General features: G+C 42.5%; 19 protein-coding genes. 15 read left to right on the top strand and 4 right to left on the bottom strand.

Annotation, left to right across the window (positions count from 1 at the left end; genetic code table 11):
- The first annotated feature begins 92 nt into the window (after nucleotides 1-92).
- Nucleotides 93-428: a hypothetical protein gene (locus tag FZD51_RS00980; protein ID WP_148973035.1), complete on the top strand. Its 336-nt coding sequence runs from the start codon at nucleotides 93-95 to the stop codon at nucleotides 426-428.
- 47 nt (nucleotides 429-475) lie between these two features.
- Complete coding sequence (locus tag FZD51_RS00975; RefSeq protein ID WP_262380598.1) at nucleotides 476-889, top strand: hypothetical protein; 414 nt, start codon at nucleotides 476-478, stop codon at nucleotides 887-889.
- Between the two features lie 38 nt (nucleotides 890-927).
- Here FZD51_RS00975 and FZD51_RS00970 read toward each other — a convergent pair whose 3' ends face one another.
- Nucleotides 928-1,392, bottom strand: a complete 465-nt coding sequence (locus FZD51_RS00970; protein ID WP_148973034.1) for a BsuPI-related putative proteinase inhibitor — start codon at nucleotides 1,390-1,392, stop codon at nucleotides 928-930.
- Between the two features lie 142 nt (nucleotides 1,393-1,534).
- On the opposite strand from FZD51_RS00970, the gene FZD51_RS00965 reads away from it, so the two are divergent.
- The 6 genes from FZD51_RS00965 (at nucleotide 1,535) to FZD51_RS00945 (ending at nucleotide 6,846) form a co-directional block, all read left to right on the top strand.
- Nucleotides 1,535-1,723, top strand: a complete 189-nt coding sequence (locus FZD51_RS00965; protein WP_009793387.1) for a hypothetical protein — start codon at nucleotides 1,535-1,537, stop codon at nucleotides 1,721-1,723.
- 59 nt (nucleotides 1,724-1,782) lie between these two features.
- Complete coding sequence (gene pepF / locus FZD51_RS00960; RefSeq protein ID WP_148973033.1) at nucleotides 1,783-3,573, top strand: oligoendopeptidase F; 1,791 nt, start codon at nucleotides 1,783-1,785, stop codon at nucleotides 3,571-3,573.
- A 118-nt stretch (nucleotides 3,574-3,691) separates the two neighbouring features.
- Nucleotides 3,692-4,690, top strand: a complete 999-nt coding sequence (locus tag FZD51_RS00955) for a DUF3231 family protein (RefSeq protein WP_148973032.1) — start codon at nucleotides 3,692-3,694, stop codon at nucleotides 4,688-4,690.
- A 92-nt stretch (nucleotides 4,691-4,782) separates the two neighbouring features.
- The gene (locus FZD51_RS00950) at nucleotides 4,783-5,661 is read left to right on the top strand and encodes a DUF2268 domain-containing putative Zn-dependent protease (protein WP_148973031.1); all 879 of its coding nucleotides are present in this window, start codon (nucleotides 4,783-4,785) and stop codon (nucleotides 5,659-5,661) included.
- Nucleotides 5,662-5,684: 23 nt separating this feature from the next.
- Complete coding sequence (locus FZD51_RS25980; RefSeq protein ID WP_009793391.1) at nucleotides 5,685-5,861, top strand: hypothetical protein; 177 nt, start codon at nucleotides 5,685-5,687, stop codon at nucleotides 5,859-5,861.
- A 145-nt stretch (nucleotides 5,862-6,006) separates the two neighbouring features.
- Nucleotides 6,007-6,846: a GNAT family N-acetyltransferase gene (locus tag FZD51_RS00945; RefSeq protein ID WP_262380595.1), complete on the top strand. Its 840-nt coding sequence runs from the start codon at nucleotides 6,007-6,009 to the stop codon at nucleotides 6,844-6,846.
- Between the two features lie 193 nt (nucleotides 6,847-7,039).
- On the opposite strand, the gene FZD51_RS00940 is transcribed toward FZD51_RS00945, so the two are convergent.
- On the bottom strand, nucleotides 7,040-7,237 hold the full coding sequence (locus FZD51_RS00940) for a hypothetical protein (protein WP_022543968.1): 198 nt from the start codon (nucleotides 7,235-7,237) through the stop codon (nucleotides 7,040-7,042).
- A gap of 654 nt (nucleotides 7,238-7,891) precedes the next feature.
- Between FZD51_RS00940 and FZD51_RS00935 the strand changes: the two genes are divergently transcribed.
- Both FZD51_RS00935 and FZD51_RS00930 read left to right on the top strand, forming a co-directional pair.
- The gene (locus FZD51_RS00935; protein WP_148973029.1) at nucleotides 7,892-8,446 is read left to right on the top strand and encodes a GNAT family N-acetyltransferase; all 555 of its coding nucleotides are present in this window, start codon (nucleotides 7,892-7,894) and stop codon (nucleotides 8,444-8,446) included.
- 146 nt (nucleotides 8,447-8,592) lie between these two features.
- Nucleotides 8,593-8,979, top strand: coding sequence for a hypothetical protein (locus FZD51_RS00930; protein WP_148973028.1), 387 nt, complete (start codon nucleotides 8,593-8,595; stop codon nucleotides 8,977-8,979).
- Between the two features lie 177 nt (nucleotides 8,980-9,156).
- Here FZD51_RS00930 and FZD51_RS00925 read toward each other — a convergent pair whose 3' ends face one another.
- Nucleotides 9,157-9,669, bottom strand: coding sequence for a CBO0543 family protein (locus tag FZD51_RS00925; protein WP_262380593.1), 513 nt, complete (start codon nucleotides 9,667-9,669; stop codon nucleotides 9,157-9,159).
- 171 nt (nucleotides 9,670-9,840) lie between these two features.
- Here FZD51_RS00925 and FZD51_RS00920 point away from each other — a divergent pair, with 171 nt between their 5' ends.
- Together FZD51_RS00920 and FZD51_RS00915 are read left to right on the top strand one after the other, a co-directional pair.
- On the top strand, nucleotides 9,841-10,341 hold the full coding sequence (locus FZD51_RS00920) for an NUDIX domain-containing protein (protein ID WP_148973026.1): 501 nt from the start codon (nucleotides 9,841-9,843) through the stop codon (nucleotides 10,339-10,341).
- A gap of 195 nt (nucleotides 10,342-10,536) precedes the next feature.
- Nucleotides 10,537-11,190: a hypothetical protein gene (locus FZD51_RS00915; protein ID WP_148973025.1), complete on the top strand. Its 654-nt coding sequence runs from the start codon at nucleotides 10,537-10,539 to the stop codon at nucleotides 11,188-11,190.
- 43 nt (nucleotides 11,191-11,233) lie between these two features.
- On the opposite strand, the gene FZD51_RS00910 is transcribed toward FZD51_RS00915, so the two are convergent.
- The gene (locus tag FZD51_RS00910; protein ID WP_148973024.1) at nucleotides 11,234-11,659 is read right to left on the bottom strand and encodes a hypothetical protein; all 426 of its coding nucleotides are present in this window, start codon (nucleotides 11,657-11,659) and stop codon (nucleotides 11,234-11,236) included.
- Nucleotides 11,660-11,755: 96 nt separating this feature from the next.
- Here FZD51_RS00910 and FZD51_RS00905 point away from each other — a divergent pair, with 96 nt between their 5' ends.
- From FZD51_RS00905 to FZD51_RS00895, 3 genes are all read left to right on the top strand, one after another.
- Nucleotides 11,756-12,199 (top strand): hypothetical protein, encoded by a 444-nt coding sequence (locus FZD51_RS00905; protein WP_148973023.1) that lies wholly within the window; start codon nucleotides 11,756-11,758, stop codon nucleotides 12,197-12,199.
- 228 nt (nucleotides 12,200-12,427) lie between these two features.
- Nucleotides 12,428-12,610, top strand: a complete 183-nt coding sequence (locus FZD51_RS00900) for a hypothetical protein (protein ID WP_022543964.1) — start codon at nucleotides 12,428-12,430, stop codon at nucleotides 12,608-12,610.
- Nucleotides 12,611-12,636: 26 nt separating this feature from the next.
- Nucleotides 12,637-14,304 carry a ribonuclease J gene (locus FZD51_RS00895; RefSeq protein ID WP_148973022.1) on the top strand — a complete coding sequence of 556 codons (1,668 nt, stop codon included), beginning with the start codon at nucleotides 12,637-12,639 and terminating at the stop codon, nucleotides 14,302-14,304.
- Nucleotides 14,305-14,372 lie beyond the last annotated feature (68 nt).

Genomic DNA, 14,372 nt, shown 5'->3' with positions numbered 1-14,372 from the left:
CTTAGTATTTTTATTTGGCTGATTCCATTGGATGCAGGATTCCAAGATTTTTTTAGTGATTGGTAGAAACGGTGAAAGTAGGAGGGTACTGATTGTTCTACATAAAGCTCGTGTTGGTTGTTCTTTTTTTTCTTTGGATATTTGCTTCGGTAAGAAAGGAATACCGCAAGAGCCATGAGGGGGGAAAAGCGGGGTTCTGGAAAGATGCGCTTGCCGGAGGAGCAGGCCTGATGTCTGTCGGCTTGCTTTTAAACTTTGTAAATTTCTTGTTCTTTGATGAAGGTTTGAGGAATTTGTCTTTCTTTTTAGTCCTCGCCGGAATGGTTAACGCCAGCATATATATTTGGAAAAAAAGCAGGAAGCGGAGTTTCATGCTTCTCGGGATGGCGGCAGCAGGCGCGGCTATCTATTACTTGTATTATTTTTAATATTTACTATCATAGTATGTAAAATCCTGGTTTGAAAAGGAGAGTATATGCGATATAAAGACTTAATGGAGATGAAGGATATCACGATTTCATTTCATGAAATCTCCGAGCCGAGAATGGAAGGAGCGATGCTGCGCATTACGGTTCTTATAAGCAAAGATGCCACTGACCTGCTGATCTTTCCGCATCCTGACAGCAAAGCCGTAAAGGCAGATATTGATTTTAAGAATTATGTTACTTATTCTGTCGTTCATGATGATTATACGGTTTGGGATAATGAAGAAGTTTTTGAGGGAGAAGTGTTCAGGATCTATATGAAGTCAAAGCTGCAGGATTTCGTAAAAAAGGAATATGCTTATCAGGAATCAGAAGGAAAAGAGCTGACGCATTATTCTTTTGCATGTTTTGAGCATCACGTTCACGTGTTTTCCTTTCATGAGCCTGTGATAAGAATTATATAAAAACACCCCTGCAAGGATGCTAATGCAGGGGACATTGTCTATTGAACAGTAATTTCCTCGGTGACTTTATAGTCTTCCCCGTCCTGCTGTGTCATCCAGGCTTCAAGCGTGTACATTCCCGGGGCAAGCTTAAGCTGGCTGAGGTTGATATCGTAATTCAGCTCTTCAGCAGGCTTCAATACTTCTTTTCCCTCAGCCTGGAGGAAAAATGCCGCACTTGAGAACAGGAATACTTCTGCTCCGTCCTTATCTTTTACGGAATAGTCGAAACGCTGGGAAGTGGGGAATTTCATTTCAACTTCCTTTTCTGTCTGGTTTTTAATGGTGTACAAATAATTCAATGAGCTTTGTTTGTGAAGTTCAGGTTCTACACTGCCTGCAATAATGCCGCTCCCTCCTCCATTTGTGTTATTTTCTGTTTCTTTACCCGGTTCATTATTTTCTGCGCCCGTGCCGCACCCTGCTAAAACAAGTGTCAGCACCAGGATCCATTTATACATCATGATCACCTTTCTTTGCTGCCAGGATTCCTTTTCCCTTTATATATACTGGCGTAAACAGGATGGAGAAAGTTACATGAAAATGGAGCATAAGCTTTGGTATTTCTTTAATGTTCTGATATCTTTTTCAAAAGGAGGTTTTTATATGAATTTCGATCATGCCCTATTAGGGGAAAAATATTTCAGCCTGGACGCTGCCCAGGTGGATAAAAGTCCGGATGAACTGGTGATTGCCGATCCTGAAGAATCAGGGTTTTATATCATCAGCAGGGAAAGCTATGAAGAAGGTCCCCAGCTTGCAGGCTACAAAATACTTATTTCTGAAGGGGAATAGCCTCAGCGGGTTTTCCGTACATAATAAATAGGAAGTATTTTTCAAAAGGAGTGACGGGTATGACAGCATACACTTCCAGGCAGGATGTGCCTGTTGAAGAAACGTGGAATCTTGAGGATATCTATAGTGATGAAAAGCTGTGGGAGCAGGATTTCGATAAAGTCGGGAAGATGGCTGAAAAGCTTAAAGAGTATGACGGCAACATTAATGATGCACAAGACCTTTACCAATATTTAAAGCTAAGTGAAGAGCTGTCGTACACATTTACTCATGTATATGCTTACAGTATGTTTAAGGCGGATCAGGATACGAGGGATACAGCTGCCCAAGCCCTGCAGGACCGCGTCAAGCAGCTTGGGGTAAAAGTCGGATCGGCCACTTCATTTTTCATGCCATATCTCCTTGGGCTTGATGAAGCGACGCTTAAGGGATATATCGCAGAAGAAGCTGGCCTGAAATATTTCGAGGAAGACTTGCTTGAATCTTTTAGGTATAAAACACATGTTCTGACCAAAGAGCAGGAAGAAATTCTTTCACAGCTTGGCGAGGCTCTTTCATCCCCAAGCAATACGTATGGCATGATCAATAATGCCGATATCAAGTTCGGGATGGTAACCAAAGACGATGGCGGGAAGGTCCGCCTTACGCGGGGCATGTACAGCAAACTGATTGAAGATGAAGACCGCGAAAAGCGGAAGGAAGCTTATAAAGCTTATTACAAGCCATATGTCGAACTGAAAAATACAATTGCATCCACCTTGTCTGCTGCTATCAAGAATAATGTGGCGACATCCAAGCTTCGCCGTTATCCTTCTGCTTTGGAAAAAGGGCTTTTCGGGGATAATGTCCCGAAAGAGGTTTATGAAAACCTGATTCAATCGGCAAAGGATAATATTGCGCCAATGCATGAATACAACAGGCTGAGAAAAGAAAAGCTCAAGCTTGATGAGCTTCATCAGTATGACTTGAGTGTCCCTCTTGTAAGCGGGGTGAAACAGGAAATTCCTTATGAAGAGGCCTATGAGATTATGCTGAAGGCTTTGGCACCGCTTGGCGAAGATTATGTCCAGACATTGAAGGACTTTAAAGATGCGCGATATCTCGATGTCCGCGAAACACCGGGGAAAAGATCAGGCGCTTATAATATGGGTGTCTATGGTGTTCATCCTTATATCCTCCTGAACCACCAGGATGATTTGAACAGCTTATTCACACTTGCGCATGAGTGCGGGCATGGGGTGCACAGCAAGCTGAGCAGCCAGCATCAGCCGCAGATCTCAGCGCGCTACAGCATTTTTGTTGCTGAAGTGGCTTCAACGGTCAATGAAGTGCTCCTGATCAACTATCTGCTCGATAACGAGAAAGATGAAAATGTGCGCAAGCATTTACTCAATCATTTTATCGATAAGTTCAAGGGTACTTTCTTTACACAGGTCATGTTTGCCGAATTTGAGAAGGTCACCCATGAATATGCAGAGCAGGGCAAACCGCTGAATGTCGAAGTGTTCAACGGGATCTATGAAAAGCTCTTCCGTGAATACAATGGCGAAGAACTTGTCTTTGATGAAGAGGTGAAATATGGCTGGTCCCGTATTCCGCATTTTTACCGCCCGTTTTATGTGTACAAATATGCCACCGGATTTGCTTCAGCCATCCATCTTGCCACTAAAATACTTGAAGGCGACAAACAGACGCTTGAGTCTTATATCGAGTTCCTGAAGAGCGGAAGCAGCGATTACCCGCTTGAACTGCTTAAGAAGACGGGAGTGGATCTTACTTCACCAGAGCCTATTGAAAATTCCATGAAAAAGTTTGGCGAGCTTGTGGAGGAATTGGAGAAGACTCTTTAGAGAAGGAAATGCGGATATAAAGGGTTATTCAAGAGGTTCAATTTTAGATCCTACAAATATTCATAACTGCCGGGGAACTTGGGAAAAATACTTCCATCAATAAGATGGAGGTATTTTTTTGGAGAAACAGCGTATTCGATTGACTTCATCAGAAACTGGCGGATTATGGACAAATTTTGTATCAGACAGCATGTTCAGATGTGTTTATCAATATTTTATAGCTTGTGCAGAGGATCGTGAAACGAAAAACATCTTGAGCCATGCCCTCGACTTAGCTGAACAGCATATTAAAGTGATATCGGGAATTTTCAAAGAAGAAGGGCATTCAGTGCCCGCAGGCTTTACTGATGATGATGTCCATCCTGATGCACCCAGGCTGTTTTCTGATGAATTTTTTCTTTATTATACAGAGCAAATGGCTAAAGGGGCACTGGTGACTTATGGCGCCATCCTGCCTTTAACGTACCGGAATGATGTCAGGGAGCATTTTATGTCGTGTATATCATCAACAATGGAATTGATGAATGAAACGAAGGATTTGCTCCTTTCCAAAGGCCTTGAAGTGCGGTCGCCTTATATTCCTCCTCTTGCAAAACCAGAGATAGTAAAAGGGGAGCACTTTCTTGCAGGCTGGCTCGGTAAGCAGAGACCGCTTACCGCAATTGAGATCACACATCTATTCGCCAATATCCAGACCAATTATTTTGGCGGGACCCTTGTAACAGCATTTGCACAATGCGTTAAAGATGAAGAAGTTAAGCAGTATTTTGTGCGGGGAAAAGAAATCACCAAAAAACATACCAGAGTATTCAGCCGGTATCTGCAGGAAAATGATCTGCCTGCGCCGGTCACTTGGGATGCTGAGATAACGGACAGCCAGGAGCCGCCTTTTTCTGATAAATTAATGATGTTCCAGCTGAACATGATGTCCGCTGCAGGAATAGGAAATTACGGTACAGCAATTTCTGCCAGTCCAAGGAGAGATATTGCTGCTGACTATAGCCGCCTTCTGGCTGAAGTGGGTTTATATGCAGAAGACGGGGCACAGATTCTTATTAATCATGAATGGATGGAAAAGCCTCCTCATGCTGCGGATCGGGATAAACTTATTAAATAAGTCTGCTTTAGAGCTGATTTTCGGCTCTTTTTCTTATTTTGAAGGTCATTCTCTCTATTTTGTAGAAATTAGAAGGAAAAGGGGGCTGCGGGATGAAACTGGTCGATGGATTCTATGATTTTAAACAAGCGGCAGAGCTGGCGCCTGCTATTGACAAATATCCAGCATGGCAGGCCTACTATAATAAATACAAAGCTGCGTTTGATCCTCTCTTCAGCAGCCTTTACAACCTGGATGAGAAAAGAATCCAAACTATTGTCGGGCACTTGAATTTTCAGGATCTGCTCTTACAGTCTGAAAAAGGGCGGATACAATTTCCACTCAAAAAAATAGAGGCGATTTTAAAGAAATGCTGTACCTATTTTGACTTTCACGAGGATTTTACTGTCTACCTGCTGACTGGGGTTGGTTACAGCGACGGTGCAGCTCTCCCGTCCAGTGATCCGTTTATTTACCTTGGACTTGAGCTCCTGGAAGAAAAAGATCCCGAAATCCTCATACCGCATGAATTCAGCCATATGGCCCGCTTTTACCGTCTGAAAGGCAAAGAAGATTTCAATGCACTGACTGCAGGGCAGCTGGCGGCTGCTGAAGGTCTGGCTGTGTGGGCATCCTTGGAATTATCAGGAAGGGATCCTGATGATGCATCAATTGCCGAAGCTTTGATGATGAGTCCATATCATTATCGGACCTTGCAATTATCTTTGCCAGAATTAGAAGAAGAAATTCTTAATGATTTGGACCGACCTCTCGATAGGAGGATGCTTGAGAAATACTTCACAGGTACAGAGGCTGAGGGCAGGAGCGGCTATTTCGCCGGGGCTCAAATCATCAATAGCCTGATGTCAGGCGGGATGAGCCTTAAGGATTTGAATTTTATGGAAACCGACAAGATTATGAAGGCTTTTTATTCTTACAAAAAATCTCATTGTTTTAAAGGAATGATGGCTGAAACAGAGAATAATATGTAGAAAGAGCGAAGGGGGATGGCATAATGGCTGGAAAAGAACCGATGAATGATGCAGTGGATCATATGAAAAAGATTGAGGGGCTGCCGGATGCAGCAGATGTGCGCAGCCTTCCGAAACCGATTAAGATCATAAAATATGTCATTATCGGTTTTTTCCTGTTTTCAATTGCTGCCGTCATCATTATGTCCTTCTTTAACTGATGGCTTGGTGAAGGGTGAAGCAGAGTTTAATAAGACTGAATCCAGCATTCACATGAACACTATTCAAAGCCTGACTGAAAGATAAGCAGCTTAGAAAGAAGGTAGGGAAAAGGAAATGAAGCAAATTGCAGGAGATATTTCCCTCATGCAACTGAGTGAAGATGATATTCAAGGGTTGATCACGCTTTCCGCAGGGGTCGGCTGGGACTATGAACAGGAAGAAGTCTTAACGGTCCTTAAATCTGGAACTGTTCTGGGCCATAAGACTATGGCAGGGAAGCTTGTTTCCTGTGCCGCACTGATCTCATATGATAAAAGCCTGGCATGGCTCGGGCTGGTGATTACAGATCCCGGCTTCAGGGGAAAAGGTCTCGCCAAAAAGGTGGTGCAGGGCTGCCTGGAATTGGCCGCTGATGAAACAAGCATTTTGCTTATTGCCACTGAAGAAGGCAGGCCTTTATACCTTAAAATGGGCTTTTCAGAAGTTGACACCATACATAAATATCTATGCCGGGATTATAATCAGCCATCAGTCTCTGAGAAAGCGAAAGTTTCGGTCATCAAGGGATTCAGCACTGATTATTTTAATAGTCTAATAGAGTTCGATAAACCAGCCTTTGGGGACGGGAGGACGGTTTTTCTGAAAAATAGAATAGCACAGGCTAAACAATGCCTGCTTGCTTTTGATTCAGAAGGAAAGCTGATTGGTTATGGTCTTTCGATTCAGGGCCCAGTCAATCTCATTATTGGCCCCATTGCAGCAGATGATCCTGAAACTGCCTCCCTTTTGCTTGACCGGCTTGCCAACGGCCATCAGGGACAGCTGAGGATTGATTTGCCGTCAGGTCAGGATGATTTTATGGAAATGATTGAAAACAGAGGGTTTACGCTTTCTGCTTCACCTCCTGTCATGGTGTTACATGCGGAAGCCATGCCTGCAAGAAATGGCCGTTTGTTTGCTTTGGCGGCACAGGCATTTGGTTGAGGGATAGAGAAAAAGCAAACAAACAATAGAACATGAAGCAGGATGGCCTGTACAATAAGAGAATATCATGTCAGGCGGAGAGTAAGAGGAAATAATGTTCCGTTTTAGTAAGGGGAACGGTAAACTCTTGTCAGTGATCCTTTACTGTATAAAGAAAGGTGGAGAGTCAAATACGGCTCTCCACCTTTTTTATTTATTTTTTTCCGATTAACCGGATCGATTTATGTCCGCTGTGGGGATGTGAAGAGGCAGAGAAAAGCTGGCTTAAATACAGCCCCTCAAGCTCTGTGCAAGTCATTTCCCCCAGTTCTTTATTGTCCTGGAATGGTGCAAGTGCCATCAATTTATCGAGAATAAGGTTTCTGCGAGATTCTTCCTTTGTCATCATCAAAATGCTCATCCCCCTCAATTATTCTGCTATGGCTAAAGAATGTGAATTAACATATTATGTACAACTATAATCCCTATATATCCGATTTGTCAAGTTGGTATTAAAACTCTTTTAAAGAGGCTATTTCGTAAAGGTTGTTGATTCAAAATATAATACGGAATTATTTACTTTATTTGATATTTTATAAGAAGAGGTTTACTCAGCTAAGGGTATTGAAGGAAAGGTATTGAAGAAACAGGTTGGCGAATCCTTATTGAAGTGTATGACCAGGAGCATTAAAATAAGCGGAGAATTTCCGGTTAAGCTGCTAGATATGGCTCTGGCGGGTGTAAATAAGGGTAGATTTTCCGGTTAAGGAGAGCGAAATTGCTCATTTTCCTTTTTTTTGAATTCATAGCCGGAATTTCTCCGTCTATTTGAGCTATTTTTAGAGATTTTTCGAGTTTAGGGGGAATTTCTCCGCTTATTTTTTCCCTGTCATAGATTCCCTCACTCTGATTGACGGTTATGCTGTTTGAATGTTGAGAGGATGAGCAGCATTTGTCTCCTAACTTCTTAAAAAGATAGCACCATTTTAAGCGAATAGAGCCAGCAGAAAAGAAGGATTCTTCCAATCTTTCATTGAAGTGGAAGGGATGAAAGGGGAGATAAGCAATGGATTTGCAAATAGCATCTATCGAGACAGAAAGATTAGTCATACGCCCATTCGAGCTTTCTGATTATGAAAATTGGTATAAGGGATTCTCGGACAGAAGCCCTTCATTATATAAGTATGATGAAGGAAGGCCAATCACTATGGAGCATAACACTAGAGAATGGTTTGAGAAATGGATCATAGGTTTTGCAGAAGCAGCCATGAAGGACCAGATGACAAACCTTGGCATATTCAGGAAAAAAGATGGCCTTAATGTTGGTAAAGTTGAGCTGTTCACTATCCTGAGAATGGATTATCAGTGGGGAATGATGGGCTATTCCCTTCATAACCAATTCTGGAAAAAAGGCTATGCTACAGAAGCGGTGTCTGTGGCAGCTGAGATATTTCATGAAAAACTCGGCTTCCACCGCCTTGAGCTGCATATCAACACCGATAACCGCCCATCCATATCCCTTGCCGAAAGAAGCGGCTTCCATTATGAAGGCACACGAAAGAAGTTCGCCTTTGAAAATGGAGAATGGACGGATTTTCTGATTTATGTGAGGTATTTTTAGGCATTGGAGGAAACCGAAAAAGATGTATTGGTGGTGCAGGATAACATTGTAAAGGAAGCTTGACGTAAAGTGTCCTTTACAATACACTTATTGTACTGGAGGAAAAATATAGAAAACTTCAAATAAATGATGAAGGAGAGAAAGTGATGGCAACAAGAAGAAATTATATGCTGCTTGCCGGATTATTTGTATGCATTTTTCTTTTAAGGCTGCTAGTACTGCTCTTGGCTGGATCCAGCTTTGGAAGTACGGATCTGATTGAGCTTTCCAACTGGGGAGCGCTGGCATTTATGGGATGCAGCATTGCTTATTTGTTACCGCAATTCAAGAATAATGATGAACGCGTTAAGATGATTAAACAAAAAGGGCTGTATTATGTCATTTTATTTTCGCTTCTATGTCTGGTTATTTTGAATATCTTCATTCAAACAGAAGTTCTCGCACTCACGTCATTGGAGGTCGTTCGACTTCTTCTCTCAATCATTATTATCGCTGTCTGGACATCTTGGATAATTCTTTCTAAAAGATTATAAACAGTCCGTGTCAGGCACTCTTTATAGACAAAATACAGCAAAGTGTCCATTTGAGGTGCCTGGCACGTTATTTTTTTCTGTTGAGATAGATGGCCATGGAGAGGTAGATGAAGATCACCATAATCAGAAAAACTGGTGTAGGTATTGGGTTTGGTTCCATCATTAGCACCCCAATTTTTACTTTAAGTCTTTTAAGTCCGGGTGAAAGAAGCATAGCAGTAAGATGATTATAGGCAGGGATAAGGCTAATGCAAGTTTTGGTTTTTTGCTGTGAAGCCTGATCATTGTGAAAAGGATGATATTAAATACTCCAGACCATATGATACTCCAGCCATTTTCGTAGATAAAAAGCCCTTTTTTGTAAAAGACATATTCAAGAGCCGTGAAGTAAGCGATCCATATGGCTATATAAGCAAAACTCTTTTTGCCTTTAGGATAAAACCGGAGGTAAATCATTAAGACAACGGGCAGTACAAAAAAAGTGAAAGCCAATTCAATCAGCGTGTGGTTAAGCCAGTCAACCGTTACTGCATGATAACTCCAAAGAGTATGATTATAGAAAAGGAAATTATATAAAAGATTGCAGATGATGAAATACTGGATGGTCGGATAAAATTCATTCCAGCGCTTCCAGTCGACCAGATAGACCGCAAATAAGATATAGACAAGAATAACCAGTAAAAGGTACATATGATAAGCCTCTCCCAAATAGTAGTAACATTATATCCACTATAGGAAACACTCAATCAGAAAAGCCAAATCTCACCAATCAAGCATGATTATTGCAGCAGCGTGTCGAATACATTCTACAGGAGAAGAAATAGAAGAATTATCGTCATTCCTATATCAAGGGGGAAAAATATGCCGCACCATATAAGAGTCAGGGCAGGAGCCGTCATTATGGAAAATGACTCAATCCTGCTGATTGAATTTAATGATGAAAACGGCCTCCATTATAATCTGCCGGCAGGCGGCGCTGAACCGGGAGAAACGGTCAAGGAAGCTGCCAGAAGGGAAGCAATGGAAGAGGCATCAATAGATGTTGAAGCAGGTCCGCTTGCATTTGTTTATGAATATGCTCCGCATACAGCTGAAGGCAGGTTCGGTGAGACACACTCACTCTGTCTGATGTTTGAATGCATAATAAAAGAAGGGTCTCATGCTAAAATGCCGGATAATCCGGATCCGCACCAAACAGGAGTCAGGTGGGTAAAGCTATCAGAGCTTCACAAAATTATCCTTTATCCAAATATGAAGGAACATATATTGGAATACGCCCATAATAAAAGGAATCTGGAGCTTATTAAGGAACAAAAGCTCGAGGAGTATGCAGCAGATCCTGCGGGGAATAGTTTGTATTAAAATTGTACTCATAAATAGATTAGTAAAGCCTTAATCAATAACGGTCAACAAAACCTCTGGCAAAGCATAACAGCCTTCACATTGAACCATCTCTCAAGAGGCAGGCATCTGCCTGAGAAAACAGAAGGCAGAATTGAAACATTTTCCTTATTTAATCGTATATAGATTAGATGATAAACGCAGCGGGGGTCATTTATGATTAATAATAAGAGAATGTATACAGCGGCTCTCGTCCTTCTGGGTACGGTCATGGTTTTGAATTTCCCCTTTCCTCATAAGTATCCGCTCGGAGAGGGCTTACTCACCATTTTCAATATCCCGGTCACTTTGGAAAGCGGAATTCATTTGCCAGGTATTTTAGTCCTTATATTGCTCCTTGGAAGCTTTTATCTGCTGGCCAAGTCATTGGATATGTTTAAGGGCCGGGCCATTCTGGCAGCTATTCTGGCTGTTTCCCTGGTGCCGCCGTTCCTGGCAGATATGTATCAAAGAACAGCAGCAAGCGGGATATACGCAGTTAAGTATGAAAAAGAATTGAGTACTTGCTCTTTTGAAATGGGAGAAAGGAAACACTTACATGGAACCTGTACAGTACCCTTAAAAAACTATAGCAGCCGCAATGCTGATTTCCGTCTATCGTTTAGCGATTATCCCGACACTGAAATACCTTTTGCTTCACTTATGAATAAGGCAGGTCCTTTCAGCATACATCTTGATCCAGATGAGGAGCGTTTCATTGAACTTACAGCTGATATAGATGTCTCGGGAATGGACCATTATACAGATAGCGGAGAAGGAAGCTACATTAATATTGTGATTGAGGCGGAGGGGAAGGAAAGGCGGCTTTGAGCTGCCTTTTAAATTCATGATAAAAAGAATGCTGCATCGGGATTTACTTTTCAGCAGCTCTCTTATTTTTCCGTGACCAAACGGAAAAAATCCATCGCCGCTTTCTGGTGTCGAACAGGATATCCAGCAGGAAAAACAATATTGAACAGGTGATGACTGAACCCCTTAGCAGTGGATTCTCTTCCGCCAATAAAAAGGCCAGAAAAGTAAAAGCACCATAAATGAAGACTGAAAATAAAGTCTGCAGTGCAATATTTCCTTTAAAAAGAGCGGCTGGAGCAGAAGCAAGCAGGGAAACAGGCAGACCGTAAAACAAGGTGCCGGCAAGCGAAAACATAATGGTAAGAAAAAGTCCCAGCAAAGTATCAAGCAGGGGTTCCCGGCCTGTTATTATAAAGCCTATCAGATATATAGATAGAGAAAAAATCAAAGAAACTGCAATGGCAGTAAGAAATTTTTGATATAACATAAGATACCTTCCCGTTATTGAATTCAATTGCCATTATAAACAATTTTCCTTAATATTGCCCAGCCAAATAAATCCACTCCCGGAGAGATGCTGAACATGATGTTTTTTAAAATTTTATTGATTCTGTTTTCATTGTCCGTATCTTTCTATAAGATCTTCTTAGCCTTCACTGCTGACCAGGGTACAGCTGCTTTTGCAATTCGGCTGACAGCAGGCATAATAATGGCCATTCTAGCCTGGCTGGTCTATAAAGAGCGTCATATAACCAGAAAGCAGCGTCTGCTCATATGGCAGAAAAAAGAAGCGCCTAGAGGTATGGCACTTTATGTGTTTAAATGGGCAATAGGCTGGGGGATATTGGTCGGCTTCATCGTTTTTTCCAGCATGGCTGAATTTAAAGAAAACGAAGATTTATTTGGAGAATACTTAGTTTACATGTCTGCCAATATATTGGCTGGTGTTATTGCCGGCTGGCTTACTTGGCGGAATAACCAAAGTGAAACAAGGAATGTGAGTATTATGAATGAGGACTGCTCCTAATTGGAGCAGCCTTTTTTTTAGGAGATATAAAAAATCTGAATAATAATAGTAAAAAGCAGGCGTTCCAATACACACGGGATGCTTTCAAAAACTATGTGTAATGACCAAACAATATTTGCAGTATGTCCAGATTCTAACTGCATATGTTTTTTACTGATGTATGGAAATAATATCAGCATGTTCAGGTCATATTAACGATGTAAAACGTTTTGACAAGGGGGGCGCATCATGATGCATCAATCAGAGACCCGATTGGAAAAACTGCTAGGGCAGAATATAACAGCAAGGCATCAGGGAAAGGAATACTCTTTGGACCATTATTTCCAGCAGCCAATCGTACATAAGCAGATCAATGGAGAAAAGGTGTATGTCCCATTGGACCTGGACAGAATCTGGAATCAGCCGAGTTAGGGCTGAATGAATAGGAGGGTTTGAGCATGAACGAAGGTGCGGTGTCTATTTTCGCCCTCGGCGGCGTAAATGAAATCGGCAAGAATATGTATGTCCTGCAATCCGGTGATGATATCATAGTCATCGACTGCGGAGGGAAATTTCCTGATGAAAGCCTGATGGGCATAGATTTAATCATTCCTGATATTTCTTATCTTGAAGAAAACAGATCAAAGATAAAAGGTTTGATCATTACACATGGGCATGAAGATCATATTGGAGGCATCGGCTATTTTCTGAAGAGGGTGAATGTCCCTGTCTATGAAACAAGGTTTACTCTGGGCCTGATTGAACTGAAATTGACGGAGCATGGGATTCTTGCTGATACCGAACTGATTCAGATTGACTCTGACACTGTTCTGGAACTCGGCAGCATCAGGGCAAGCTTTTTCAAGGTCAACCACAGCATTCCGGACTGCCTCGGGATTGCTTTTCAAACTCCGGAAGGATTGGTCGTCCATACAGGCGATTTCAAATTCGACCTGACCCCTATGAATGAGCAGTATGCGGATATCCATAAGATGGCGGAATTAGGGACAAGCGGTGTGCTGGCTCTTCTTTCTGAGAGTACAAATGCGGAGCGGACCGGTTTTTCTCCGTCCGAAAGAATTGTTGGTGACCATATTCTGGAGGCTTTCGTTAAGGCGGAGAGGAAGGTCATCATTTCCACCTTTGCTTCTAATGTGAACAGGGTCCAGCAGGTGGCAGATGCCTGCTTCAAAACGGGGCGCAAACTGGCTCTTCTAGGCCGGAGCATGATCAATGTAGTAGGCGTCGCAATGGAACGAGGCTATCTGACTATACCTGAAGGCATGCTGATCCAGGGATCGGATACCGATTCGCTGCCTCCTGAAAAGGTGTGTATTTTGTGTACAGGAAGCCAGGGGGAGCCAATGGCCGCTCTTGCCCGGCTGTCCACGAATAATTTCAGGGATGCCGAAGTGCTGCCGGGAGATACGGTCATTCTTGCAGCAGGTCCTATACCCGGGAATGAACGTGGTGTTACCAAGATAATTGACAATCTTTATATGCTTGGCGCAAATGTCATATACGGCTCTGGCAGTTCAACCGGAATGCATGTTTCAGGCCACGGCTACCAGGAGGATCTCAAACTGATGCTCACTCTGATGAAGCCTAAGTATTTCATTCCTATACACGGAGAATACCGGATGCTTCATCACCACAGGCTGCTGGCTGAGTCTGCAGGTGTAGAAGAGGGACATACATTTATTGTGAAAAACGGGGATGTCGTGGATATTGAAGATGGCACAGCCCGCCAGACCAGGGAGGTGCCATCAGGCAATACCCTTATTGACGGAATGGGTGTTGGAGATGTCGGCGAGGTTGTCCTCCGCGACAGGAAGCAGCTGTCAGAGGACGGAATGCTTGTCATCGTTTTCACCTTCAGCAAGAAGGAAAGGAAAATTGTTTCAGGGCCTGATACTATATCACGGGGCTTTGTCTATACCCGCGAATCTGATGATCTGCTGAGAAAAGTGAACAGTATTGTCAAAAGTACAGTGAATGATCTGAGGCAGGAAAATTACTACCAAAGAAATTCAACCAAGCAGAAAATCAAGAGAGCAGTCGGGCAATATTTATTCTCCGAAACGAAACGGAAGCCGATGATCCTGCCGATCATCATTGAGATTTAAAAAGGCCCAAGCTGCATTGCCCAGCCTCCCTGCATATATTGCCCATATGCTCAAGCAGGGAGGCTGAA

The sequence above is a fragment of the Bacillus infantis genome (assembly GCF_008180445.1).
Taxonomy (GTDB): Bacteria; Bacillota; Bacilli; order Bacillales; family Cytobacillaceae; genus Bacillus_AB; species Bacillus_AB infantis_B.
The sequence above is the reverse complement of the archived record's forward strand: the minus strand, read 5'-3'. Positions and strand labels throughout refer to the sequence as shown.

Excerpts from the sequence above, each read along its gene's own strand:
- FZD51_RS00950 (WP_148973031.1), top strand. The coding sequence starts at position 4,783 with ATGAAACTGGTCGATGGATTCTATGATTTTAAACAAGCGGCAGAGCTG.
- FZD51_RS00915 (WP_148973025.1), top strand. The coding sequence starts at position 10,537 with ATGATTAATAATAAGAGAATGTATACAGCGGCTCTCGTCCTTCTGGGT.
- FZD51_RS25980 (WP_009793391.1), top strand. The coding sequence starts at position 5,685 with ATGGCTGGAAAAGAACCGATGAATGATGCAGTGGATCATATGAAAAAG.
- FZD51_RS00930 (WP_148973028.1), top strand. The coding sequence starts at position 8,593 with ATGGCAACAAGAAGAAATTATATGCTGCTTGCCGGATTATTTGTATGC.
- FZD51_RS00905 (WP_148973023.1), top strand. The coding sequence starts at position 11,756 with ATGATGTTTTTTAAAATTTTATTGATTCTGTTTTCATTGTCCGTATCT.
- FZD51_RS00910 (WP_148973024.1), bottom strand. The coding sequence starts at position 11,659 with ATGTTATATCAAAAATTTCTTACTGCCATTGCAGTTTCTTTGATTTTT.
- FZD51_RS00965 (WP_009793387.1), top strand. The coding sequence starts at position 1,535 with ATGAATTTCGATCATGCCCTATTAGGGGAAAAATATTTCAGCCTGGAC.
- FZD51_RS00895 (WP_148973022.1), top strand. The coding sequence starts at position 12,637 with ATGAACGAAGGTGCGGTGTCTATTTTCGCCCTCGGCGGCGTAAATGAA.
- FZD51_RS00920 (WP_148973026.1), top strand. The coding sequence starts at position 9,841 with ATGCCGCACCATATAAGAGTCAGGGCAGGAGCCGTCATTATGGAAAAT.
- FZD51_RS00975 (WP_262380598.1), top strand. The coding sequence starts at position 476 with ATGCGATATAAAGACTTAATGGAGATGAAGGATATCACGATTTCATTT.
- FZD51_RS00945 (WP_262380595.1), top strand. The coding sequence starts at position 6,007 with ATGCAACTGAGTGAAGATGATATTCAAGGGTTGATCACGCTTTCCGCA.
- FZD51_RS00935 (WP_148973029.1), top strand. The coding sequence starts at position 7,892 with ATGGATTTGCAAATAGCATCTATCGAGACAGAAAGATTAGTCATACGC.
- pepF (WP_148973033.1), top strand. The coding sequence starts at position 1,783 with ATGACAGCATACACTTCCAGGCAGGATGTGCCTGTTGAAGAAACGTGG.
- FZD51_RS00925 (WP_262380593.1), bottom strand. The coding sequence starts at position 9,669 with ATGTACCTTTTACTGGTTATTCTTGTCTATATCTTATTTGCGGTCTAT.
- FZD51_RS00900 (WP_022543964.1), top strand. The coding sequence starts at position 12,428 with ATGATGCATCAATCAGAGACCCGATTGGAAAAACTGCTAGGGCAGAAT.
- FZD51_RS00970 (WP_148973034.1), bottom strand. The coding sequence starts at position 1,392 with ATGATGTATAAATGGATCCTGGTGCTGACACTTGTTTTAGCAGGGTGC.